21 protein-coding genes and 2 pseudogenes are annotated in these 23,644 nt (G+C 72.4%); 14 read left to right on the forward strand and 9 right to left on the reverse strand.

Features of this window, described 5'->3' with window-relative positions; translation table 11 throughout:
- Nucleotides 1-20 precede the first annotated feature (20 nt).
- Nucleotides 21-1,508 (reverse strand): MFS transporter, encoded by a 1,488-nt coding sequence (locus QFZ74_RS09375; protein ID WP_373462474.1) that lies wholly within the window; start codon nucleotides 1,506-1,508, stop codon nucleotides 21-23.
- A 289-nt stretch (nucleotides 1,509-1,797) separates the two neighbouring features.
- Here QFZ74_RS09375 and QFZ74_RS09380 point away from each other — a divergent pair, with 289 nt between their 5' ends.
- The 3 genes from QFZ74_RS09380 (at nucleotide 1,798) to QFZ74_RS09390 (ending at nucleotide 4,932) form a co-directional block, all read left to right on the forward strand.
- Nucleotides 1,798-2,490, forward strand: coding sequence for a TetR family transcriptional regulator (locus QFZ74_RS09380; RefSeq protein ID WP_307620339.1), 693 nt, complete (start codon nucleotides 1,798-1,800; stop codon nucleotides 2,488-2,490).
- A 306-nt stretch (nucleotides 2,491-2,796) separates the two neighbouring features.
- A complete protein-coding gene (locus QFZ74_RS09385; RefSeq protein WP_307620340.1) occupies nucleotides 2,797-4,014 on the forward strand; it encodes an alpha/beta hydrolase in 1,218 nt (405 codons plus the stop codon).
- Nucleotides 4,015-4,080: 66 nt separating this feature from the next.
- Entirely contained in the window at nucleotides 4,081-4,932 is an 852-nt protein-coding gene (locus tag QFZ74_RS09390) for a DUF4429 domain-containing protein (protein WP_307620341.1), read from the forward strand.
- Nucleotides 4,933-4,939: 7 nt separating this feature from the next.
- Here QFZ74_RS09390 and QFZ74_RS09395 read toward each other — a convergent pair whose 3' ends face one another.
- Nucleotides 4,940-5,401: a MerR family transcriptional regulator gene (locus QFZ74_RS09395; RefSeq protein ID WP_307620342.1), complete on the reverse strand. Its 462-nt coding sequence runs from the start codon at nucleotides 5,399-5,401 to the stop codon at nucleotides 4,940-4,942.
- A gap of 96 nt (nucleotides 5,402-5,497) precedes the next feature.
- Between QFZ74_RS09395 and QFZ74_RS09400 the strand changes: the two genes are divergently transcribed.
- Together QFZ74_RS09400 and QFZ74_RS09405 are read left to right on the forward strand one after the other, a co-directional pair.
- A complete protein-coding gene (locus tag QFZ74_RS09400) occupies nucleotides 5,498-5,968 on the forward strand; it encodes a GNAT family N-acetyltransferase (protein ID WP_307620343.1) in 471 nt (156 codons plus the stop codon).
- A 215-nt stretch (nucleotides 5,969-6,183) separates the two neighbouring features.
- Complete coding sequence (locus tag QFZ74_RS09405) at nucleotides 6,184-7,011, forward strand: serine hydrolase (RefSeq protein WP_307620344.1); 828 nt, start codon at nucleotides 6,184-6,186, stop codon at nucleotides 7,009-7,011.
- A gap of 8 nt (nucleotides 7,012-7,019) precedes the next feature.
- Here QFZ74_RS09405 and QFZ74_RS09410 read toward each other — a convergent pair.
- A pseudogene (locus QFZ74_RS09410) lies at nucleotides 7,020-7,424 on the reverse strand (ATP-binding protein); the annotation flags it as partial.
- A gap of 311 nt (nucleotides 7,425-7,735) precedes the next feature.
- Nucleotides 7,736-8,391 (reverse strand): annotated as a pseudogene (locus QFZ74_RS09415) (pirin family protein).
- A 95-nt stretch (nucleotides 8,392-8,486) separates the two neighbouring features.
- On the opposite strand from QFZ74_RS09415, the gene QFZ74_RS09420 reads away from it, so the two are divergent.
- The 5 genes from QFZ74_RS09420 (at nucleotide 8,487) to fabF (ending at nucleotide 13,491) form a co-directional block, all read left to right on the forward strand.
- Nucleotides 8,487-9,692, forward strand: a complete 1,206-nt coding sequence (locus QFZ74_RS09420; RefSeq protein WP_307620345.1) for a CdaR family transcriptional regulator — start codon at nucleotides 8,487-8,489, stop codon at nucleotides 9,690-9,692.
- Nucleotides 9,693-9,781: 89 nt separating this feature from the next.
- On the forward strand, nucleotides 9,782-10,693 hold the full coding sequence (locus QFZ74_RS09425) for an ACP S-malonyltransferase (protein WP_307620346.1): 912 nt from the start codon (nucleotides 9,782-9,784) through the stop codon (nucleotides 10,691-10,693).
- Between the two features lie 27 nt (nucleotides 10,694-10,720).
- Entirely contained in the window at nucleotides 10,721-11,788 is a 1,068-nt protein-coding gene (locus tag QFZ74_RS09430) for a ketoacyl-ACP synthase III (RefSeq protein ID WP_307620347.1), read from the forward strand.
- Between the two features lie 97 nt (nucleotides 11,789-11,885).
- The gene (locus QFZ74_RS09435; RefSeq protein WP_004001566.1) at nucleotides 11,886-12,134 is read left to right on the forward strand and encodes an acyl carrier protein; all 249 of its coding nucleotides are present in this window, start codon (nucleotides 11,886-11,888) and stop codon (nucleotides 12,132-12,134) included.
- Nucleotides 12,135-12,219: 85 nt separating this feature from the next.
- Nucleotides 12,220-13,491: a beta-ketoacyl-ACP synthase II gene (fabF, locus tag QFZ74_RS09440; RefSeq protein ID WP_307620349.1), complete on the forward strand. Its 1,272-nt coding sequence runs from the start codon at nucleotides 12,220-12,222 to the stop codon at nucleotides 13,489-13,491.
- A 202-nt stretch (nucleotides 13,492-13,693) separates the two neighbouring features.
- Here the strand turns inward: fabF and QFZ74_RS09445 are convergent, their stop codons facing one another.
- Nucleotides 13,694-14,188: a DUF3145 domain-containing protein gene (locus QFZ74_RS09445; protein WP_307620350.1), complete on the reverse strand. Its 495-nt coding sequence runs from the start codon at nucleotides 14,186-14,188 to the stop codon at nucleotides 13,694-13,696.
- Nucleotides 14,189-14,446: 258 nt separating this feature from the next.
- On the opposite strand from QFZ74_RS09445, the gene QFZ74_RS09450 reads away from it, so the two are divergent.
- Both QFZ74_RS09450 and QFZ74_RS09455 read left to right on the forward strand, forming a co-directional pair.
- Complete coding sequence (locus QFZ74_RS09450; RefSeq protein ID WP_307620351.1) at nucleotides 14,447-15,340, forward strand: SGNH/GDSL hydrolase family protein; 894 nt, start codon at nucleotides 14,447-14,449, stop codon at nucleotides 15,338-15,340.
- Nucleotides 15,341-15,587: 247 nt separating this feature from the next.
- Nucleotides 15,588-16,841, forward strand: a complete 1,254-nt coding sequence (locus tag QFZ74_RS09455; RefSeq protein WP_307620352.1) for a pyroglutamyl peptidase — start codon at nucleotides 15,588-15,590, stop codon at nucleotides 16,839-16,841.
- Here the strand turns inward: QFZ74_RS09455 and QFZ74_RS09460 are convergent.
- Both QFZ74_RS09460 and QFZ74_RS09465 read right to left on the reverse strand, forming a co-directional pair.
- Nucleotides 16,831-17,643 (reverse strand): EI24 domain-containing protein, encoded by an 813-nt coding sequence (locus tag QFZ74_RS09460; RefSeq protein WP_307620353.1) that lies wholly within the window; start codon nucleotides 17,641-17,643, stop codon nucleotides 16,831-16,833. The genes QFZ74_RS09455 and QFZ74_RS09460 overlap by 11 nt on opposite strands.
- A 34-nt stretch (nucleotides 17,644-17,677) precedes the next feature.
- Nucleotides 17,678-18,142, reverse strand: coding sequence for a MarR family winged helix-turn-helix transcriptional regulator (locus QFZ74_RS09465; RefSeq protein WP_307620354.1), 465 nt, complete (start codon nucleotides 18,140-18,142; stop codon nucleotides 17,678-17,680).
- A 113-nt stretch (nucleotides 18,143-18,255) separates the two neighbouring features.
- Between QFZ74_RS09465 and QFZ74_RS09470 the strand changes: the two genes are divergently transcribed.
- The gene (locus QFZ74_RS09470; protein ID WP_307620355.1) at nucleotides 18,256-19,278 is read left to right on the forward strand and encodes an NADP-dependent oxidoreductase; all 1,023 of its coding nucleotides are present in this window, start codon (nucleotides 18,256-18,258) and stop codon (nucleotides 19,276-19,278) included.
- Between the two features lie 101 nt (nucleotides 19,279-19,379).
- Here QFZ74_RS09470 and QFZ74_RS09475 read toward each other — a convergent pair whose 3' ends face one another.
- Nucleotides 19,380-20,537, reverse strand: a complete 1,158-nt coding sequence (locus QFZ74_RS09475) for a serine hydrolase domain-containing protein (protein WP_307620356.1) — start codon at nucleotides 20,535-20,537, stop codon at nucleotides 19,380-19,382.
- 239 nt (nucleotides 20,538-20,776) lie between these two features.
- Entirely contained in the window at nucleotides 20,777-21,574 is a 798-nt protein-coding gene (locus QFZ74_RS09480) for a hypothetical protein (protein ID WP_307620357.1), read from the reverse strand.
- Between the two features lie 289 nt (nucleotides 21,575-21,863).
- Here QFZ74_RS09480 and QFZ74_RS09485 point away from each other — a divergent pair, with 289 nt between their 5' ends.
- Nucleotides 21,864-23,495, forward strand: coding sequence for a histidinol-phosphate transaminase (locus QFZ74_RS09485; RefSeq protein ID WP_307620358.1), 1,632 nt, complete (start codon nucleotides 21,864-21,866; stop codon nucleotides 23,493-23,495).
- Nucleotides 23,496-23,644 lie beyond the last annotated feature (149 nt).

Consider the following 23,644-nt stretch of genomic DNA (forward strand, 5'->3'; position numbering starts at 1 on the left):
CCGCATGGGGCTGACAGTTGTCAGACGTGACCGGGGCCGGCGCCCGCCTCCGCGTTCTCGCCCCGCTTGGTCAGCAGCGCCACGAGCACGGCGACGGCCGCGACCCCCGCCGCGACGAGCGACGCGAGACTCATGCCGGAGACGAAGGTGTCGTGCGCGACGGACGTGATCTTCGCGGCGACCGGCGCGGGGATGCCCTTGGCCAGCGGGGCGACGCCCATCTGCACCGCCTCGGAGGCCTGGTCGAGCTGGGCCGGGGGCAGCTTCGGCAGCCCGGCGGCGGCCCAGTTGCCCGGCAGGTCGCTGTCGACCTTGGACGCCATCACGGCACCCAGCACCGCCGTACCGAGGCTGCCGCCGATCTGCATCGCGGCCTGCTGGAGGCCGCCGGCCACACCGGAGAGCTCCAGCGGGGCGTTGCCGACGATGACCTCGGTGGCGCCGACCATGACGGGCGCGAGGCCGAGGCCCAGCAGGGCGAACCAGAGCGACATCTCGGCGCTGCCGGTGTCCGCCTTCAGCGTCGACATGCCGTACATGGCGAGCGCGGTGGCGACCATGCCACCGGCCAGCGGGATGCGCGGGCCCAGCTTGGTGATCAGGACACCCGCGAGCGGCGAGCCGACGATCATCATGCCGGTGAGCGGCAGCAGGTGCAGGCCCGCGTCGACCGGGCTCATCCCGTGCACGTTCTGGAGGTAGAAGGTCACGAAGAACAGGCCGCCCATGAACGCGATGGCCATGAGAACCATCAGCACCACACCCGCCGACAGCGGCAGCGAGCGGAACAGTCCGAGCGGGATCAGCGGCTCCCCGGCCCTCGTCTCCCAGAAGGCGAAGAGGAGGAAGCCCAGCACCGACGCGGCGATGAACCCCAGCGTCCGGCCGTCGCCCCAGCCCCAGGCCGGCGCCTTGATGAGCGCCCAGACCAGGCAGAACATCGCGCCGGAGAGCAGGGCTATGCCGAGCAGGTCGAAGGAGCGCGGGGCGCTCGCGGCGCGGTGGTCCTTCAGGATGACCGCGCCCAGGACCAGGGCGAGCAGGCCGACCGGCACGTTGATGAAGAACACCGACTGCCAGTTGACGTGCTGCACCAGCAGGCCGCCGAGGATCGGGCCGCCCGCGGTGGAGGCGCCGATCACCATGCCCCAGATGCCGATCGCCATGTTGAGCTTCTCGGCCGGGAAGGTGGCCCGCAGCAGGCCGAGCGCGGCCGGCATCAGCAGGGCGCCGAACAGGCCCTGGAAGACCCGGGCGGTCACGACCATGGCGATGGTGTCGGACAGGCCGATGGCACCGGAGGCGGCGGCGAAGCCCGCGACCCCGACCAGGAAGGTCTGCCGGTGGCCGAAGCGGTCACCGAGCTTGCCCGCGGTGATCAGGGAGACCGCGAGCGCGAGGACGTAGGCGTTGGTGATCCACTGGAGCTGGGCCCAGCTCGCGTGCAGATCCTTGCCGATGGCCGGGTTGGCGATGGCCACGATGGTGCCGTCGAGGGCGACCATCATGACGCCCACGGCGACGGTGATGAGAGTGAACCAGGGGTGGCCCCGCAGGCCCGCGGTCTGGGCCGGGGCGGGCGGGGCGGCGGGCACGCGGTCCGCCTTGTCCCCCGGCCCCGTCGTGTCGAGGGTGCTCTGACCAGTCATGCGGTCGAGGCTAATGACGGCCACTGACAGATGACAAACGCAATCAGAAGACGGCGGCTGACACATTTCCCGGCGCCGAGAGCCTGAACTGCGCCGATAGCCTGAACTGGAAGAACGGTGCGGCGAAAGTTCGGAGAAAAGAGACCCCATGGACACAGCGACGTCCGACGGTGCGCGCACGGACCCGCGGGCGGAACCGCGGCCGGGGCTGCGCGAGCGCAAGAAGCAGCGCACCCGGGACGCGCTGCTGAGGGCGGCTCTGGAGCTGTTCACGACCCAGGGGTACGAGCGCACGACCGTCGACGAGATCGCCGAGGCGGTCGACGTCTCGCAGCGCACCTTCTTCCGCTACTTCGCCAGCAAGGAGGACGTCGCCTTCTTCGTGCCCCGGCTCGCGGAGTCGCACTACGTCGAGGCCCTGCGCGCCCGCCCGCCCCACGAGGCACCGCTGGAGTCGCTGCGCCGGGCCGTGCTGGAGAGCTGGGACACCATCGGCGAGTCGATCGAGCAGCTCGTGCCGGTCGAACTCCACATGCGCGCCTACCGGATGATCGAGGCCTCTCCGGCGCTGCTCGCCGCCCATCTGCGGCGCTCGGCGGAGCTGGAGGAGGACATCGCCCGGATCATCGCCGAGCGCGAGGGTGTGGACCTCGACACGGACCCGCGCCCGCGACTGGTGGTCGCCCTCTTCGGCGCGGTGATCCGGGTGACCGAGCGCGCGTGGTCCATGGGGGACGACTTCAGCATCGACGCGATCCGCGAGCTCACCACGGCGTACCTGGACCAGGCGGGCCCGGCCCTGCTGGGCGACTGGCGCGACGCGACGGCTGGGACGACGTAGATCGACGCGCGGGAGGACCGGGATCGACGCGCGGGACGACCCGAGAGCGACGCGCGGGGACGGCCGCGCCACCACACCGAGCGCGACGCGCGGGAGGACCGGGATCGACGCGCGCGACGATCGAGTGCGACGCAGGACGACGGAGATCGACGCGCGGGCGACGACCGAGATCGACTCGCGGGGACGGCCGCGCCACCACGGAGATCGACTTGCGCAACAGCCGAGGTCATCGTCACGTCCGCTGATACGTGATACCTATCACTCGGTTACCGCGAGCCCCATCCGTTCTCCTAGTGTGTCCTCCCAGTGACTTCTTTCGGCACCTCCCCGCACCTCAACGTCTGGCGCGCACTGCTGGCGCTGGCCGTCGTCTTCGTGATGCTCGCGACGACCGGCTGGACCGCCCTGCACACCCACCGGGACTCGACCGCCCTCCAGGCCTCGGTCACCGCGTGGGAGCGCGACAGCGTCGGCGGGCACCGGCTGCCGAACCCAGGCGCGGCCCCCGCCGAGCTCTCCGGCTTCTTCGACTCGCTCGGCGCACACGAGCGCGAGGAGCTCGCCCAGCGCCACCCCCTCGTGGTCGGCAACATGAACGGCGCCCCGGTCGAGCTGCGCTACCGCGCCAACTACCTCGCCCTGGACGAGGCGCGCAAGGTCGAGCGCCGGCGCATGCACGACAACCGGCTCAGCCCCATCGGCAAGCAGCAGGCGAGCCGCCGTATGCACCGCTTCGAGGCGCTGATGGCCGGCGGCCGGCACATCCTCGCCTTCGACCCCGACGGCTCCGGCCGGGTCGCCGAGGTGTTCGGGGACCTGGCGCGGGCCCAACGGGTCTCCGTCGTCGTCCCCGGTGTCGACACCGACCTGCTCACCTTCGAGAAGTCGAACCGCCCGTTCACCGCCCCGGTCGGCATGGCCAAGGCCCTGTACGCGGCCGAGCGGGCCAAGAGCCCCACGACCCGCACCGCCGTCATCGCCTGGGCCGACTACACGGCCCCCGCCGGGCTCGGCGTGGACGCGGCCACCGCGATGCGCGCCGAGGACGGCGCCGTACGTCTGAACGCGATGCTGCGGGGGCTGCCCGGCGGCGTGCCGGTCTCGATGTTCTGCCACAGCTACGGCTCCGTGGTCTGCGGGGTCGCCGCGCCCGGCATGCCGCACCGGGTGGCCGACATGGCGGTGGCCGCGAGCCCCGGCATGCGGGTCACCTCGGCGGCGCGGCTGCGCACCTCCGCCCATGTGTGGGCGATGCGGGACCCCAGCGACTGGATCCAGGACGTGCCGTACCTGGAGGTCGGCGGTCTGGGCCACGGGCAGGACCCGGTGTCCGCCGCGTTCGGGGCGCGAGTGCTCTCGGCGCGCGACGCCCAGGGCCACGCCGGCTATTTCGAACCCGGCACGGACAGCCTGCGCAACCTCGCCGACATCGGGGTTGGCGCGTACCACTCGGTGCGCTGCGCGCACGATGGTGACGTGTGCCGGGCGGGTTTGTCCGGTACGGCGCACGCCGGACGCGCGTAGAGGCGCAGAAACTGCGGTCCGCGCGGGGTGGGGACGTAGAAGCCCGAGCCGCATACGATGACCCGCATGGGTGACGTACTGGCCGGATTTCATGCCGCCTGGGAGTTCGAGTCCGACTCCGTGCTCATCCGCTACGAACGGGGGATTCGGACGCCCAGGCTGTTCCAGGTGCTCGGCGAACGGCGCGTGCCGCTGGCCGCGCTCTGCGGGGTGACCCTCACCCCGGGCAGACGCGGCACGGTCGTCCTGCGGGCCGAGCCGCGCCCCGGCGCCGATCCGCTGATGGAGGCGGCGGCCGGGCAGCTGCGCGAGAGCTGCGACCCGTACCGCCTGGTGCTGCCCGCCGAGCGCGAGACCCTCGCCGAGTACTACGCCGACGAGCTGCGCCCCCTGCTGGCCGGCTCCGCTCCGGCCGACGAGCACCTGGTGGCCGCGCCCGAGGGACCCCAACACTTCAAGGCCTACGACGCCAAGGCCTCCTTCGACGGTATCTCCGTACGCTTCCGCTGGTCCTGGACGGGCGCGTCCTCGGCGAAGTGGAAGGCCGGCGACCAGACCTTCCCGGTCACCGACCTGAGCGGCGTCGATTGGCGCTCCCCGGAGACCTTCGAGGGGCATCTGCGCCTGCTTCCGCGTGAGCAGCAGGCGGCGCAGCTTGCCCAGCCGGACCAGGATCCGGCGGCGGTCGTCTTCGGTCTGGGGTACGGACCCGTCCACGAGTCGCTGCCGTTCGCGGCGGCGGTCCTGGCGGCGCTGCGGGCGCGCGGGCCGGTGCCCGCGATACCGGTGCCCGCGCCGCGCCGGGACCCGGCGGACATCGCCGAGCGGATCCGCCACCTCGGGGAGCTGCACAGCGCGGGACTGGTGACCGACGAGGAGTTCTCCTCGAAGAAGGCCGAACTGCTGGCGGAGCTGTGACCGCTGGTCAGCGGGCGGCGCCGCCCGCGTAGAGGCTGATCTTCCGGTCGAGCACGGCGAGGGTGTCCCGCAGCTCGCTGATGCGCGCGAGCACGTCGCGGCGGGTGGACTCCAGCAGCTCGTGCCGCTCGCCGTAGGTGTGCTCGCCCTCGCGCACCAGCTGCGCGTACCGGACCATGTCGGCCACCGGCATCCCGGTCAGCCGCAGCTTGGTCACCAGGTCCAGCCAGTCCAGGTCGCGGTTGCTGTAGCGGCGCTGGCCGGTGTGCGAGCGGTCGACGTGCGGCATCAGCCCGATCCGCTCGTACCAGCGCAGGGTGTGGGCGGTCAGCCCGGTGACGGCGACGACCTCGCTGATCGTGTAGCGGTCCTGGCCGTCGGGACGCGGGTGCCGGGGCGGCCCCGCGCAGAGGTCGGCGGGTTCGGGTGTCTGCTCCGTGTCCGCGGGGGTGGTCTGCATCACCGTCATGCCCCCAACGCTAGAACCTTCGAGTGCACTCCAGGCAAGCGGACCCGGAGGAAATCCGCAGGACGGCGGCCGGGCGCGGTGGTTAGCGTGCGGGACATGAGTTCCGTACGCCGTGCGCTGCCGGAGGACGCCGCCGAAGTGCTGCGTCTACGTCAAGTGATGATCGACTCCGTCTCCGCGAGCACGGGCGGCGCCGGCTGGCACGGACAGTCCCTGCCGACCCTGCGCCGCCGCCTCGCGGAGCCGGACGGGGCCTTCGCCGCGTTCGTCGTCGACCACCCGGAGCGACCGGGGGCGCTGGCCGCGCTGGCGGCGGGGAGCCTGGAGTACCGGATCGGGCGGGCGGACAATCCGCACGGCCGCGTCGGCTATGTCTACAGCGTCGCCACGGACCCCGACGCCCGGCGCCGCGGCTACGCCCGAGCGGTCATGGTGGCCCTGCTGGACTGGTTCCGCGAGCAAGGCGCCCGCCACGTCGACCTCAACGCGTCCGCGGAGGCGGAACCGCTGTACGCGTCGCTGGGTTTCGCTCGCAAGCCTGATCCTTCGATGCGGCTGGTCCTGTGAGCCGCGTATGCGTGGGCGCCCTGCACCGACTGACTCCGCGTGCGCTGGGCGCGTGGCGCAGATCCGGCTCGCGGTCGCCCGCTGAGGGTCGGCCCCTCGATGCGGCTGGTATGCGCGGGCGGCGCGGCGTTGGCGGCGCCCATCCGGCCCGCCATCGCCGCTGAGGCCCGACCCCTCGATGCGGCTCGTACTGTGAGCCGCCTAGGCTCACCAGCATGTCGTTGAAGAGCCTGGCGCTGATCGAGAACTGGCCCGTGCCCACCGCCGCCGCGGGTGTCGTCCGAGCGGACGGCACGATCCTCGGGACCCACGGCCCGGCCGACCGGCGCTTCCCGCTGGCCTCGGTCACCAAGCCGCTCGCGGCGTACGCGGCGCTCGTCGCGTACGAGGAGGGCGCGATCGAGCTGGACGAGCCGGCCGGTCCGCCCGGCTCCACGGTCCGCCACCTCCTCGCCCACACCTCCGGCCTCGCCTTCGACGAGCACCGCACGATGGGCGCGCCCGGGGAGCGCCGCCTGTACTCCAACGCCGGTTTCGCGCAGCTCGGCGACCACATCGCCAAGGCGACGGAGATCCCCTTCGCCGAGTATCTGCGGCAGGCGGTGCTGGAGCCGCTCGGCATGACGTCGACGTCGCTGGAGGGCTCCCCGGCGAAGGACGGCGTCTCGACCGTGGACGACCTGCTGCGATTCGCCGCCGAGGTCCAGGCCCCGCGCCTGCTGGACACCCGTACGGTCGCCGAGGCGATGACCGTCCAGTTCCCGGGCACGAAGGGCGTCCTGCCGGGCTACGGCCACCAGAACCCCAACGACTGGGGCCTGGGCTTCGAGATCCGCGACACCAAGTCCCCGCACTGGACGGGCAGTTCGTCCTCCCCACGCACGTTCGGGCACTTCGGTCAGTCGGGCACGTTCGTGTGGATCGACCCGGACGCGGGCGTGGCGGCGGTTGCCCTCACGGACCGCGCGTTCGGCCCCTGGGCGGTCGAGGCATGGCCGGCGTTCACGGACGCGGTACTGGCGGAGGTGCGGGGGCGGGACTGAGGACTCCAGCACTCGAACCACACGGTCTTCCCGCGCCCGCCCGGGCGCGGCGTCACACCCCAGCGGTCGGTCACCGCCTCGACGAGGAGCAGGCCGCGCCCACCGTCGGCGAGTGAGTCCCGCGGCGCCCGCACAGGCAGCAGCGAGCAGCCGTCCGCGACCTCCACCCTCACCCCACCGGGCATGAGCAGGAAGCAGGTGCGGCAGCGACGGCCTGGTACATGACGGACGACGTTGGCGACGAGCTCCGTCAGTGCCAGCTCGGCGGCGTCGGCGACTTCCAGGAGCCCCGAACTGGTGAGGTAGAGCCGCAGGAGGCGACGCAGGTGCCGCGCCGAGTGCTCGCCCAAGGCGAACTCGGCGCGGTATTCCGACTCGAAGTCCGTTGCGCGCGGACCAGTTACGTGATTCACGTCACGAGACGGAGCACCCGAAACTGTTCGTCTACATCGGCGACCCCGACAGCTGGGACCTCTACATCCTGCGACGCCGCGACCAGGCCGTGGCCTCCGCCCCCTCGGAGCGGCGCGATGCCACAGCCGCCGGTTCCAGGCCCTCCTCCTTCACGCTTTACGCGCACGGCGCGGGACAGCCCCGACAGTGAGCGGCCGGCCGGCAGCGCAGTGCGGAAGGGATCGGGTCATGGGCGATGGACGGTTTGAGAGCGGCTGGTACGTGGACTCCGGCCGCGCCCGACGTCACACGCGTCGAAGGGCGGTCCGGCTCAGCCCGCCCCCATCTCCCACACCAGCAGCTCCACCGGCGTCACCCCCACCGCCTCCAGCCCCTCCGCCCCCGTGATCCGCGCCGAGTCCCCCGGCCCGAGCGTCTCCTCCCCCAGCCGCACCTCGCCCCGTACGACATGGACGTACCCGTACGCCCCGTCCGGCACCGCCGTCCGCTCCCCCGCCCCCAGCCGCCGTACGTACAGCATCGCGCCCGCCTCCGGAACCGCGTACGGCGTGGAGTCGGCGATGCCTCGGACGATCTCGTAGGACGGGTCGCCGCCAGGGGCGCGCGGGGCCAGCCACATCTGGACGAAGGCGAGAGGGACCGCGCCGTCGTTGCGCTCCACGTGCCGGACCCCCGCCGCGGCGCTCAGGCGCTGGACGTCGCCAGGGCGGACGGTCGTCTCGTGGCCGGTGGAGTCGCGGTGGGTCAGCTCGCCCTCGATGACCCACGTCACGATCTCGGTGTGGCTGTGCGGGTGCTCGTCGAAGCCGGCGCCGGGGGCGAGGCGCTCCTCGTTGCAGGCGAGGACCGCGCCGAAGCGGAGGTTCTCGGGGTCGTAGTGCGGGCCGAAGGAGAAGGCGTGGCGGGTCTCGATCCCCGCCGCGGGGCTCCTCCCGGGTAGCGCCGCTCGGCGCGCCTGACGTCCATCACGAGCACCACGGTAGCCATCACGAGCCCTGCCCAGGGCCCCTGTTCCGACCCGGCGGCGCGCACACCCGTCCGGATAAGGCAGGCTTGTCCCCGTGCCCGAACCCGAAACCCACAGGACAGAACACGCAGCGCACGAGGTCCACGCGCACTCCGCGACGCTGAAGCGGCTGGAGAAGTCGTCAGGCAGACTCGCCGCGCAGGCCATCGCGCGCATGGACGAGACCCTGTCGTGGTACCGGGCCATGCCACCGGAGAACCGTTCCTGGATCGGGCTGGTGGCCCAGGCGGGCATCGCCGCCTTCACCGAGTGGTTCCGGCACCCGGAGACGCCGCAGGCGATCTCGACGGACGTGTTCGGGACGGCGCCGCGCGAGCTGACGCGGGCGATCACCCTGCGGCAGACCGTGGAGATGGTGCGCACCACCATCGAGGTCATGGAGTCGGCCATCGACGAGGTGGCGGCCCCCGGCGACGAGTCCCTGCTGCGCGAGGCGCTGCTCGTCTACGCCCGGGAGATCGCGTTCGCCACCGCCCAGGTCTACGCCCAGGCCGCCGAGGCACGCGGTGCCTGGGACGCGCGGCTGGAGTCCCTGGTGGTCAACGCCGTGCTGAGCGGGGAGGCCGACGAGGGCGCCGTGAGCCGGGCGGCCGCGCTCGGCTGGAACTCGCCGGAGAACGTCAGCGTCATCCTCGGCACGGCCCCTGACGGGGACAGCGAGCTGACCGTCGAGGCCATCCGGCGGGCCGCCCGGCACGCCAAGCTCCAGGTGCTGACCGGGGTGCTCGGCGACCGGCTCGTCGTCATCGCGGGGGGCAGTGACCGTCCGCTGGCCGTGGCCAAGTCGCTGATCGGGCCGTTCGCGGCCGGACCGGTCGTCGCGGGTCCCGTCGTACCCGATCTGCAGGCTGCCACGCGCTCCGCGCAGGCTGCCGCGGCGGGGCTGAAGGCCTGTTCCGCCTGGCAGGACGCACCGCGTCCGGTGCTGGCGGACGACCTGCTGCCGGAGCGCGCCATCGCGGGCGATCCGAGCGCGCGCGAGCAGTTGGTGGAGGAGATCTACAGACCGCTGGAGGAGGCGGGTTCGGCGCTCCTGGAGACCCTCGCCGTCTATCTGGAGCAGGCGAGCAGTCTGGAGGGGGCGGCGCGGATGCTCTTCGTTCACCCGAACACCGTGCGCTACCGGCTCCGACGTGTGACAGATGTCACGGGCTGGTCACCGTCCGATGTACGATCCGCGTTCACGTTGCGGATCGCGCTGATCCTGGGACGTCTGGCCGATGGGGATGCTCAGGCCTGAGCTTTTGTCGAGGGCCCACAAATCCCCCTCGTGTTCTTCGTCCCTGTCCCCACGGGCGGCCGTGGCCGTCCCCAAGAGAGAGTGTGAGAGTGCTCGTACTCGTCGCTCCCGGCCAGGGCGCTCAGACGCCCGGCTTCCTGACCCCCTGGCTCGAACTCCCCGGTGCCGCCGACCGCGTCGCCGCCTGGTCGGACGCCATCGGACTGGACCTGGTCCACTACGGCACCCAGGCCGACGCGGACGCCATCCGTGACACCGCGGTGGCCCAGCCGCTGCTCGTCGCCGCCGGAATCCTGTCCGCCGCGGCACTTGGTGACGTGACGCCCGGTGCCGTCGCAGGCCACAGCGTGGGCGAGATCACCGCCGCCGCGATCACCGGGGTGCTCGACGACGCCGCCGCCCTGAGTCTCGTACGGCGGCGCGGCCTGGCCATGGCAGACGCCGCCGCGATCACCGAGACCGGAATGTCGGCGCTGCTCGGCGGCGACCCCGAGGTCTCGGTCAAGCACCTGGAGAAGCTCGGGCTGACCCCGGCGAACATCAACGGCGCCGGCCAGATCGTCGCCGCGGGCACGCTGAAGCAGCTCGCCACGCTGGCCGAGGACAAGCCCGAGGGCGTCCGCAAGGTCGTCCCGCTGAAGGTCGCCGGCGCCTTCCACACGCATCACATGGCCCCCGCGGTCGAGACCCTGGCCCAGGCGGCCGCCGGTCTCGCGCCCGCGGACCCGAAGGTTCCGTACGTCTCCAACAAGGACGGCCGTGCCGTGGCCACCGGCGCCGAGGTGCTTCAGCGCCTGGTCGGCCAGGTCGCCAACCCGGTCCGCTGGGACCTGTGCATGGAGACCTTCAAGGAGCTCGGCGTCACCGCGCTCATCGAGGTGTGCCCCGGCGGCACGCTGACCGGCCTGGCCAAGCGTGCCCTGCCGGGCGTCACGACGCTGGCCCTGAAGACCCCCGACGACCTCGACGCGGCCCGCGCGCTCGCCGCCGAGCACGCCTGACGCTTTCAGCCTTAAGGAGCCGACCGAATGTCGAAGATCAAGCCCAGCAAGGGCGCCCCGTATGCCCGCATCCTCGGGGTGGGCGGCTACCGCCCGACCCGTGTGGTGCCCAACGAGGTGATCCTCGAGAAGATCGACTCGTCCGACGAGTGGATCCGGTCGCGTTCCGGCATCGAGACCCGTCACTGGGCGGGCCCTGAGGAGACCGTCGCCGCGATGTCGGTGGAGGCCGCCGGCAAGGCGATCGCCGACGCGGGCATCGACCCCGAGCAGATCGGCGCCGTGGTCGTCTCGACCGTCTCGCACTTCGCCCAGACCCCGGCCATCGCCACCTCGATCGCCGACCAGCTCGGCACCGACAAGGCCGCCGCCTTCGACATCTCGGCGGGCTGTGCGGGCTTCGGCTACGGCCTCACGCTGGCCAAGGGCATGGTGGTGGAAGGTTCCGCCGAGTACGTGCTCGTCATCGGCGTGGAGCGGCTGAGCGACCTGACCGACCTGGAGGACCGCGCGACGGCCTTCCTCTTCGGCGACGGCGCGGGCGCGGTCGTGGTCGGCCCGTCCCAGGAGCCGCACATCGGCCCGACCGTCTGGGGCTCGGAGGGCGACAAGTCCGAGACCATCAAGCAGACCGTGTCGTGGGACCGCTTCCTCCCCCACTCTCGGCTTCGCTCGAGCGGGGGGACCCCCACCGGCGACGTCTCCGAGCTGCCCCTCGACAGCGAGGGCAACGTCAAGTTCCCCGCGATCACCCAGGAAGGCCAGGCGGTGTTCCGCTGGGCCGTGTTCGAGATGGCGAAGGTCGCCAAGGAGGCGCTGGACGCCGCCGGCCTCACCGCGGACGACCTGGACGTCTTCATCCCGCACCAGGCGAATGTGCGCATCATCGACTCGATGGTGAAGACTCTCAAGCTGCCGGAGCACGTCACGGTCGCCCGTGACATCCGCACCACCGGCAACACCTCGGCCGCCTCGATCCCGCTCGCGATGGAGCGGCTCCTGGCGACCGGGGAGGCGAAGAGCGGCGACACCGCGCTCGTCATCGGATTCGGGGCGGGTCTCGTGTACGCCGCCACGGTCGTTACCCTCCCCTAGGCACTCCGTGCCGGATCATGCGATTCGGTACGGGAGCCGCACCACCTGCCGCCGCCGCGGCAGGCGTCACACCGGAAACTACGAAGGAGCGCCTGACATGGCCGCCACCCAGGAAGAGATCGTCGCCGGTCTCGCCGACATCGTGAACGAGATCGCCGGCATCCCGGTTGAGGACGTCCAGCTGGACAAGTCCTTCACCGACGACCTGGACGTCGACTCGCTGTCCATGGTCGAGGTCGTCGTCGCCGCCGAGGAGCGCTTCGACGTCAAGATCCCCGACGAGGACGTCAAGAACCTCAAGACCGTCGGCGACGCGACCGACTACATCCTCAAGCACCAGGGCTGAGTCACCCCTCAGTCCCGAGGCTGCACAGCCCCGCCACCCGGCGGTGGCGCCGCTGAATCCCGCATCCGTTGGAGAAAGAATTCCCGTGAGCCCGACCAATCGCACCGTGGTCGTCACCGGTATCGGCGCAACCACACCGCTGGGTGGCGACGCAGCTTCCACCTGGGAGGGTCTGATCGCCGGCAAGTCCGGCGTCGGTCCCCTCGACCAGGAGTGGGCCGCCGACCAGGCGGTCCGTATCGCGGCGCAGATCGCCGTGGAGCCCACCGAGGTCATCCCCCGGCCGCAGGCCCGCCGCCTGGACCGCTCGGCGCAGTTCGCGCTGATCGCGGCCAAGGAGGCCTGGGCGGACGCCGGTTTCACCGACAAGGCCGGTGAGGACAGCAGCATCGACCCCGACCGCCTCGGCGCGGTCATCGCCTCCGGCATCGGCGGCGTCACCACCCTGCTCGACCAGTACGACGTGCTGAAGGAGAAGGGCGTCCGCCGCGTCTCCCCGCACACCGTGCCGATGCTGATGCCGAACGGCCCGTCCGCCAACGTGGGCCTGGCCGTGGGCGCGCGCGCCGGTGTGCACACCCCGGTCTCCGCCTGCGCCTCGGGCGCCGAGGCGATCGGCTACGCCATCGAGATGATCCGCACGGGCCGCGCCGACGTCGTCGTCGCCGGTGGCACCGAGGCGGCCATCCACCCGCTGCCCATCGCCGCCTTCGGCAACATGATGGCGATGTCCAAGAACAACGACGACCCGCAGGGTGCCTCGCGCCCCTACGACGTCGCCCGCGACGGTTTCGTCCTCGGTGAGGGCGCCGGCGTGCTGGTCCTGGAGTCCGCCGAGCACGCCGCCAAGCGCGGCGCCCGCGTCTACGCGGAGGCCGTCGGCCAGGGCATCTCGGCCGACAGCCACGACATCGTGCAGCCGGAGCCCGAGGGTCGCGGCATCGCGCACGCCCTGCAGAGCCTGCTCGACAACACCGGCCTGAACCCGGCCGAGATCGTGCACGTCAACGCGCACGCCACCTCGACGCCGGCCGGTGACGTGGCCGAGCTGAAGGCGCTGCGCAAGGTGTTCGGCGACGACGCGGACCACTTCGCGGTCTCCGCCACCAAGTCGATGACCGGCCACCTGCTCGGCGGCGCCGGCGGTGTCGAGTCGGTCGCGACCGTGCTCGCGCTGTACAACCGGATCGCCCCGCCGACCATCAACGTCGAGAACCTCGACCCCGAGGCCGAGGCCACCGCCGACATCGTCCGCGGTGAGGCGCGCAAGCTGCCCGCCGAGGGCCGTATCGCCGCGCTGAACGACTCGTTCGGCTTCGGCGGCCACAACGTCGTGCTGGCGTTCCGGACGGTCTGAATTCGGCCGTAGCTGCACTGAACGGCGTTGGCCCGAGCCCTTGGAGGGGTTCGGGCCAACGCCGTTCGTCGTCTCTTGTGCGCCGGGCGCGGGCCGCCTTGGGCTGGTCGCTCCCCCAAGCTCTCGACTCCGTTCGAGCAGGGAGGCACCCCCATCGCGGCGGAGCCGCATATCGATACAGCCCAGCGCCCCTTCAGGTCGGCTACACCACCTGGTGCAGCCAGCGCACCGGTGCGCCCTCTCCCGCGTAGCGGAACGGCTCCAGTTCGTCGTCCCACGGCTTGCCGAGGAGCTTGGACAGCTCGGCCTCCAGGTCGCTCTCCCCGCGCCGGCTGCGCAGCAGGGCCGCCCGGAGCCGGTCCTCGGGGATGAGGATGTCGCCGTGGATGCCGGTGACGGCGTGGAAGATGCCCAGCTCGGGGGTGCAGCTGTAGCGCTCGCCCTCGGCGTTGTTCGAGGGCTCGGAGGTCACCTCGAAGCGCAGCAGGTGCCAGCCGCGCAGGGCCGAGGCGAGCTTGGAGGCGGTGCCGGCCTCGCCCTGCCAGGAGAACTCCGAGCGCCAGGTGCCGGGGGCGGCGGGCTGCCGGATCCAGTCGAGGCCGACGCGTGTGCCGAGCACTCCGGCGACGGCCCACTCGACGTGCGGGCACAGCGCGCGCGGCGCGGAGTGCACGTACAGGACTCCACGTGTCGTCACCGGGACCTCCGTGCTGAGCGGGACATGGTGCGGTCTGACCGGCGGCCTGGCACGACGGCCGCGTTGATGGCGAGGCTACCGTGCGGCGACGACGCGAGTGTGACGTACGGTCGGTCCCGTCGACAGGAAACGCCGCCATTCACCCGGGGGGACGCTTGTACGGGTGTGAGCCGCGGCATCCGGGCCACCGGGGAGACTCTGACGCGTTGTCATGGGTGCAGGGAACAGCGACCGCGGGACAAGGGGATGGACCAGGGGATGCGAAACCGACGCCGGCGTACCCGGTCCGCACTCGCCGTCCTGTTGACGGCGACTCTGGGCCTCACCGGCTGCGACGCCCTCGGTGGCGGCTCCCCCCGGCCCTCCGCCAGCCGGACGCACTCGCCCGACGTGTGGAACCGCAGTCCGTCCTCCATCGCCGCTGTCGGCGACTCCATCACGCGCGGCTTCGATGCGTGCACGGTGCTGTCGGACTGCCCCGAGGCGTCGTGGGCGACCGGTACCAGTGCCCGGGTGGACAGTCTGGCGGTACGGCTGCTGGGCCGGGCGAAGGCGGCCGAGCGCAGCTGGAACTACGCGGTGACGGGCGCCCGGATGGCCGACCTGCCCGGCCAGATCGCCCAGGCCGCCACGCGGCGGCCCCAGTTGGTGACGGTGATGGTGGGCGCGAACGACGCCTGCCGGGCCACGGCCTCGGCGATGACCCCGGTGGCCGACTTCCGCACCGGGTTCGAGGAGGCGCTGCGCACCCTGCACCGGACCCTGCCGCGGACGCAGGTGTACGTGGCGAGCGTGCCGAACCTTAAGCGGCTGTGGTCGCAGGGGCGGACCAGTCCGCTGGGCCGGCAGGTGTGGAAGCTGGGCATCTGCCCCTCGATGCTGAGCGAGCCCGACGCGCTGGACACGGCGGCCACGCTGCGCCGGGAGTCGGTGCAGCAGCGTGTGCAGGCGTACAACAAGGTGCTGGAGGAGGTCTGCGCGAGGGACCGGCGGTGCCGCTTCGACGGGGGCGCGGTCTTCGACTTCGACTTCGGGGCCGGGCAGTTGAGCCAGTGGGACTGGTTCCATCCGAGCGTGGACGGCCAGGCGCGGCTCGCGGCGATCGCCTACCGGGCCGTCACCGCCGAGGACCGCGCGGAGGCGGCCGGCTGAAAGCGGCCGGCTGGGGAGGCCGACTGGAGCGGCCCCGGCCCGGGTGTCAGGTCCCGGGCCGGGGCAGTTCGCGACGGGAGGCTTGTCCCGGCTCAAGACGTTAACCGTGGCCGGGCGCTCGGCGGCCGCCGGGGGATCGGCGGGCGGTGATCTCGTACGAACCCTTCACAATCGGCGCCGTCACGCGATACTTCCGCCGTCCGGTACCACTTGCCCCCGCACGTCGACGAAAAGGGTGTGAAACGCCTTGAGTTCCCTGCGTGTTCGGATCGGCGTCCTCGGACTGGCCCTGCTGGCGGGCCTGTCCGCCCCTACGACCCCCGCCTCCGCCCAGGCGGCCCCCACAGCCACCGTGGAGGAACAGCGCCTCGATCAGGCCGTACCCCGGGAGATCCTCGCCCGGTCCGGATTCGGCTCCGTGGCACCGCGCTTCGCCCGCGCGCTCGCGTCCGCGCGCTCGTACGCCGAGGCCCGGCAGAGCGTCGTACAGCAGGGCTCGGCGCTGTGGCGGCGGGCCGTGGACCGCGCACAGGGCCGGGGCCCCGAGGGCGGGGACCTCAGCCGCGACGACGACCGGCCGCTGTACTGGGCACGGTTGGCGATGACGCGCGAAGTTCGGTCGTACGAACCGGGGTTCGCGCTCGGTGAGGCGCAACGGTCCTCGCTGCTGGACGAGTTGGAGCGGACCTCGCGCGGGCAGGCGGATCTGCGCTGTGACCGGGGGACGGCGGGCCGGCGCATCCTCGTCACCGGTTTCGACCCGTTCACGCTCGACCGGGACATCCGTATCTCCAATCCCTCCGGGGCCGCCGCGCTCGCGCTGGACGGGACGGTGATCGAGACGGCGGACGGTCCGGCACGGGTCGAGACGGCCGTGTTCCCGGTGCGCTGGCGGGATTTCGCGCAGGGGACGGTGGAGCGGGCGCTGGAGCCGTGTCTGCGCCGGGTGGACCTGTTCACGACGGTGAGCCAGGGCCGGGTGGGCCGGTTCGACGTCGAGCGCACCAACGGGGCCTGGCGGGGCGGCTTCCCGGACAACGACAACGTCTCCCGGACCGAGACCGTCCCGGTGACCGACCCGGCCTCGCAGCCGCAGTGGACGACGACCACACTGCCGTACCGGGACATCGTGGCCGCGCACACGGGCCGCTTCCCCGTGTACGACCGTACGGAGGTCACCGAGATCCCGGCGGGAGGCACCGACCCCGTCGTACGGCCGGAGGGGCCCACGCCGGGCTCGACGGCACGGGCCGGGACCGGCGGCAACTACCTGTCCAACGAGATCGCCTACCGCGCGACCCTGCTGCGGGACCGGCTGGGCCTGACCGGCACGCTGCCGGGCGGGCATGTGCACACGCCGGTGCTCCAGTTCGGCGCGGGCAACACCGATCCGGCGACCGGTGCCGTCACCGACCCGGAGTTCGTGCGCAACCGGCTGGACATCGTCGCGCAGGTGCGGTCGATCCTGACGGTGGCGGCGGACGCGTCGTTCAGGAGGTGACCGGCTCGTCCTCGGCGGCGTCCTTGTGAACGTCCTCCTCGGTGGTCTCCTCGGCGGTCTCCTCGCCCAGCAGCTCGCGGGCGAGGAGCGTCGCGCCCGCGACCGCGCCCGGCATCAGGAACACGGCGACGACCGGGACCAGGAAGGCGAGGCCGAGGGGCGTGCCGAAGCCCCAGACCAGGGTCTTGCGGGAGCGCAGCAGGGCGAGGCGGGCGCGCAGGTCGACGCCGCGGCGCTGGAGGGCGACCGCGGTGAGTTCCTCGGTCAGGAAGAAGCCGGTGACGAAGAAGCCGAGCACCGGAATCACGGTCTGGCCGACGAACGGCAGGAAGCCGAGGCCGAAGAGGAGGACGCCCCACAGGCCCGCGCGGATCAGGATGCGCAGGCTGTCCCGGCCCGAGATCCACACCTCGCGCCAGAGCGGGAGGTGCGACTCGGGCGCCGTGCCCTCGGGCGAGGCGTCCCGGTCCACCGCCTCGGAGAGCTTCTCGTAGAAGGGCTGGCCGACCAGGAGGGCGACCGCGGTGAAGGTGAGGACGGCGAGGAGCAGGGCGAGGGCGAACAGGACGACGGTGAGGAAGCCGCGGAACAGTCCGGACCAGGGGCTCGGCCAGCCGTCGGCGAAGGGGGTGGCCCAGGTGACCAGGTCGTCGCCCCACAGGGCGAGCGCGACGAGGGAGGCCAGGTAGAGCACGAGGGTGATCAGGCCTGGCAGCAGTGAGACGCCGTAGTGCTTTCCGTGCCGGGCCATCCATCGCTGGCCCTTGAGCAGATAGCCGAAGCCCACCCCGAGATCACGCATGCGGGAACCCTATCGGAGGCGATCGGAGGCCCGCTCAGGCGTTCCCGGTCGTCTCCTGGGGGGTCCGATCCAGCATCCGCCGCAGCAGGTCCCGCAGCGACAGCCGCTCCTCGTCGGAGAGGCCGGCGAGGGGCTCGCGGGCGAAGTGCAGACCGTCGCGCAGGTCCTGGGCGACCCGGCGGCCCTCGTCGGTGGCGGCGGCGAGCTTGACCCGGCGGTCCGAGGGGTCGGGGCGGCGCTCCACCAGGCCGCGGGACTCCAGGCGGTCCACGATGCCGGTCACGTTCGACGGCTCGCACTTGAGCTTGCGGGCCAGCTTGCGCATCGGCAGCGGTTCCAGCGAGAGCAGGCTGAGCAGGCGGGCCTGCGCCCCGGTCAGGGCGTGCTCGGCCGCGGCCTCCTCGTAGTCCGCGTAGAACCGGGCCACGACGTCCCCTATGAGGTCGACGACCTCGGTGGTCAGCGCGTCGGGGCGGTGGCGCTTGTGTGGGGTGGACATGCGCCCCAGGATACTCCGTTACTTGACATCATGAAATATTCAGGCGCATGGTTGTTTCAGGTGCTGAAGTATCTGGCTCCGTGCGGGCCTCATGCCAGGAAAGGCGCGATCCCATGTCCGACACCCCCTCCCTCCCCTCCTCCGGCCGCGAGTGGCATCTGAAGAGCCGTCCGGTCGGCGTGCCGAAGCCCGAGGACTTCGACCTCGTCGAGTCCACGATCCGGCCGCCCGGCCCGGGCCAGCTCGTGGTGCGGAACGAGTACCTGTCCGTCGACCCGTACATGCGCGGCAGGATGTCGGCCGCGAAGTCGTACGCCGCCCCCTTCGAGCTGGGCAAGGTCATGGACGGCGGCGCGGTCGGCAAGGTCCTCGTCTCCCACGCCGACGGCATCGCCCCGGGCGACCACGTGCTGCACTTCGGCGGCTGGCGCGAGTACGCCACCATCGACGCCAAGCAGGCCGTGGTGGTCGACCCCGACGCGGCGCCGCTGTCCGCCTACCTCGGCGTCCTCGGCATGCCCGGCCTCACCGCCTACGCGGGCCTGCTGCGCACCGCCGGGTTCAAGAAGGGCGACATCGTCTTCGTCTCCGGCGCGGCCGGCGCCGTCGGCAGCCAGGTCGGCCAGCTCGCCAAGCTCATGGGCGCCTCGCGCGTGATCGGCTCGGCCGGCTCCGACGAGAAGGTGCGGCTGCTGCTGGACGAGTACGGCTTCGACGCCGCGTTCAACTACAAGAGCGGCCCGGTCGCCGAGCAGCTGCGCGCCGCCGCCCCCGACGGCATCGACGTCTACTTCGACAACGTGGGCGGCGACCACCTGGAGGCGGCCATCGGCGAGCTGCGGCGGGACGGCCGTATCGCCATCTGCGGCATGATCTCGGTCTACAACAACACCGAGGCGGCCCCCGGCCCGCGCAACCTCGCCCGGCTCATCCAGACCCGCGGCCGCATCCAGGGCTTCCTGGTCGGCGACCACTACGACCTGCAGCCGCAGTTCGTCGAGCAGGTCGGCCCGTGGATCGCCTCTGGCCGGCTGAAGTACCGCGAGACGGTGGTCGACGGCATCGAGAACACCGTGGACGCGTTCCTCGGGCTCCTGCGCGGCGACAACACCGGGAAGATGGTCGTGAAGCTCTGACGCGCCGTCGCCGGTCCCCGTGACGCCGCCCGGCGACGGTCGTTGCGCACGGCGGAGGCCGCACCCTTGGACGTGGGGTGCGGCCTCCGCCCGTACGAACGTCAACTGCTCAGGGCCGCCCGGTGCACGGCGCGGGCCAGCCGTCCGTTCTCCGGCGCCGCCCCGCCCGGGAAGACGTACCGGCGCCGGGTGTAGCCGTAGGCGAGTCCGCTGCGCGGGTCGGCGAAGGCCTGGCAGCCCACGACGCCGCTGTGCCCGATCGTCCCGGCGCCCAGGAAGGGGTGCCAGGTGTCGGCGGTCGCCTGGAAACCCAGCCCGAACGACTTGTGCGTCCGCGCCACCAGGTCGTAGCCGGTGGAGTGCACCATCCCGAACTCGGCCACGGTGTCCGGCTTGAGCAGCGGCGCCTTCTCGTCCAGCTCGCTGATCACCGCCGCGTACAGCCCCGCGAGCCCGCGCGCCGAGGCGACCCCGCCCACCGACGCCGGCCCCATGGCGCGCACCAGGGGCTCGTTGGGCAGGCTCTCCAGGTCGGTCGGCTCGGCCGCGTGCCGATTGAAGGCGATGGCCTGGAGGGTGTGCGGGGCGTCGCGGAGCCCGTCGAGCGCGACCTGCTGCTCGGGGGTCGGGAGCAGGGGCTGCACGGTGCGGAAGCGCGGCTCCCGCGAGGCGGGCAGCCCGAGGTGGAAGTCCAGGCCGTAGGGGGCACGGACCCGCTCCTCGTACAGTTCCTGGATGGTCCGGCCCGTGGCGCGCCGGACGACCTCCCCGGTGAGGGCTCCGATGACCAGCGCGTGGTAGCCGAAGGCGGAGCCGGGGCGCCAGAACGGGCGCTGGTCGGCGAGGCGTTCGGCCATCGCCCGGTCGTCGGCCAGTTCGGCCAGGGTGAACCCGGCGTCGGTGCCGATCAGTCCGGCCCGGTGCGCCAGCAGGTCGCGCAGGGTCAGCGTGGCCTTTCCTTCGGCGCCGAACTCGGGCCAGTAGTACGTGACTTTGCGGTCGAGTTCCAGCGTGCCGTCCTGGACGAGCATCGCCACGACGAGATGGGCGGCTCCCTTGGTGGACGAGTACACGCCGTAGAGGGACTCGCCGTCGACGCCGTCACCGGCCCACAGGTCGACCACGCGCCGCCCGTGGACGTACGCGCACAACTGCCCCTCGTAGTCCGCCCGTTCCGCGGCCGCGACCGCGGCGAACTCCTCGCGGACCGCCTCGTAGCCGTCGGCGACCGTGCCGCGGACGGTGATCTCCTGTGTCATGCGCTCTCCTCCGCTCGACCGCCGGCCGCCGCTCCCACGGCGGGCGACACTCCTCCGTACGCGTACCTCCTCCGTGGTTCCTGAGACCGGTACGGCGAGACGTGCCCTTTCGACTCAACGGCGCGGAGCCCGGGTCGGTGTCATTCATACCCCGGATGGCCGACGCCCCCGGGGCCGCACGGGGCACAGCGGGCCTGCAACTGCTGAGCGCGGGGCCCTGGAGTGTCGGAGAACGTGGATCAGCCGCACCACCACAGGAAGCACTTGCGGGTCTGCGAGGGCTCCGGGGAAGGGGCCGAGGTCGGCTGCTGGGTGGTGGGGGCGGGAGGCGGCGCCGCGGTGGCCGTGGCCGGCGGGGGCGTCGCCGGGCCGGTGCGCGGCGGCACGGTCTGCCCCTGCGGGCCCTTGTCCCCGGTGGCCGGGGTGGCGGACGCCGTCTCCTTCGGGGAGGCGGAGGCCGACGCGGACGCCGAGGCGTCCGGCGAGACGGAGCGGGAGGTGTCGGCGGAACCGCTCGCCGCGTCCTTCCCGGGCCGTGCCGTCGCTCCCGTCACCGAGGGGGAGGCGCCGTCGGCGCGCGGCCGGTCCTCGGCCACCGCGGGTCCGGAGCCGGCGAAGGGCGTGGCGTCCATGCCGAGTTCGGCGATGCTCAGGGCACCGGTGGCCAGCACGAAGCCCGCGGTGATCAGGAGCGTACGGCGGCGGCGCCGGCGGTGGACGGCGGCCTTGCGGTCCCGGCGGCTGGCGTCGGCCCCGGCACCCGCGCCCCCGCCGCGCGACCGGCCCCGGCCGCGGCCCTGTTCACGGCGCCGGGCCGCGCGTCCGCCGCCCGGCTCGTCCTCGCCGTCCTCCTCCTCGTCGGCCTCGCCGTCACCCGCGTACGCGTACTCGTCCTGGTACGGGGCCTGGTCATCGGCCTGATGGCCGTCGTGGGGCGCGTCCCTGCGATGCGGGCGCAGCTCTTCGATCGGTGTACCGCACCCCGGACAAGCCAGGGCGCCGTTGAGGTGCCGTCGGCACGGGTGGCAGTAGTCCATGACGCGGGAAGGGTAAGTTCCCGGCAGGTAACGTTCCTAGGGGTCGTGGTGAAAGTTCTGTAGGGAGCCGGGAGAGTTATCGGGGACACAGGGTGTTCGCGTGCCGGTTGTCACTGGTGGGGAGGTACTCGGCCCTCCCCGCGGCCCCTCAAGTCACGTTTTTCTCATACCCGTTGAACGCCGCGCCCGCCCGCTCCGTATCCGTGGGTGGCCCGCACTCCCCCGTGCGGGCCACCCACGGATGACGAGCCCGGCCGCCCCCGCCGGGCTCGCCGCACACGGAGGTTCCATGGCCGGCAACGTCGCCTCGCTGTTCCGCGGCACCGCGGCGCACAGCCCGTCGATGGCGGCGCTCACGCGGGAGGGCGGCGAGGGGGCGGGGCCGGTGGACTTCTGCATCCCGTGCAACCCGTACTTCCCCACCCCGGCGATGTTCGAGGACATGGCGGCGCGGCTGCGGGACATCATCACGTACTACCCGAGCGGCGCCGACACCATCACGGCCGAGCTGTGCTCGCTGCTCCGGCTGCCGCCCCAGTGCGTGGCCATGGGCAACGGCTCGACCGAGCTGATCACCTGGATCGACCATCTGCTGGTCCGCGAGTCGCTCGCCGTCCCGGTGCCCACGTTCGGCCGCTGGACCGACCAGCCGATGGAGACGGGCAAGCGGGTCGACATGTTCCCGCTCCAGGAGTCGAGCGGCTTCGCCCTGGACCTCGCGCAGTACGCCGAGTTCATCCGGGCGCGCGGTACCCGGGTCGCGGTGGTCTGCAACCCGAACAACCCCGATGGCGGCTATGTGCACCGGCACGCGCTCGTGCAGTTCATGGACGCGATGGCGGACCTGGACCTGGTCGTGGTCGACGAGTCGTTCCTGGAGTTCGCGGACGCCGAGGCCGAACCGAGCGTCGTCCAGGAGGCGATGCTGCGGCCCAACGTGGTGGTGCTGCGCAGCCTGGGCAAGAACTTCGGGCTGCACGGCATACGGTTCGGCTATCTCGTCGCGAACCCGGCGCTGGCAGGCCGTGTCCGCTCGATGCTGCCGAAGTGGAACCTCAACTCCTTCGCGGAACACGTGGTGTTCATGCTGCGCGAGCACGGCGCCGAGTACGCGCGGAGCCTGCTGCAGGTGCGCCGCGACCGCCTGGAGATGACCAGCGCGCTGTCCACGCTGCCCGGCCTGACGGTCTACCCCTCGCAGGGCAACTTCCTCTTCGTGCGTCTTCCCGTGGGCGCCGAGGGCACCGTGGTCCGGGACCGGCTGCTCACCGAGCACCGGATCCTGGTCCGCGAGTGCGGCAACAAGATCGGATCCTCCAGCCGCTTCCTGCGGCTCGTGGTGCGCCCCCAGGTCGATGTGCGACGCCTGGTGTCCGGCCTGGAGTCGGTGCTCTACGAGCCCGGGAGGGGAGCCGTCGTACCCGAGCTGGGCAACGGGACCAGCTACAGCTCGGGTACGGCGGCGGTGGACCGCCTGGTCAGCGAAACCAACGGCCGCGGGCTGCCGGTCCCGGCGACCGCCGTCGCCGCCCCGACAGCCCCCGCCGCCGCCCCTCCGGCCGGCGGCGGGATGCCGGTGCCGATTCCGCAGGTGCAGCAGGCTCCGCAGCCGGCGGTACCTCTGGCCCCGGCGGCCGTCGCACCGGCACCGGTTTCGGCCCCTGTACCGGCGCCGGCCCCCCTACCGGCACCGATTCCGGCCAGCGCGCCCTTTCCGGCACCGGCAGCCGCAGCCGCAGCCGCAGCCGCAGCCATGCCAAGCGCCCCCACCCCGCCCGGCGTCCCGGCCCGCGGCGGCCTCACCGCCGCCCAGGTCCGCGGCATGACAGGCCCGGCACCGGCCCTCACGACCGCACCCGCCACGGCCTGGCCCAACGCCCAGAGCTGGCCGAACGCGGCGGGCATGGGCGAGGTCTGCTAGGTCGATCCGCCTCGTACGCCGCTCCCCGCACCGGCAGCACCCCGGCACCGGCAAGCGCAGCCATGCCAAGCGCCCCCACCTCGTCGGCGTCGCCCATGCCAGCCCCCGCCCGGTCCACTGACCGGCTCAACGCGGCCGGCATGGGCCAC

The organism is Streptomyces sp. V3I7 (genome assembly GCF_030817495.1).
In the GTDB taxonomy this organism is placed as follows: domain Bacteria; phylum Actinomycetota; class Actinomycetes; order Streptomycetales; family Streptomycetaceae; genus Streptomyces.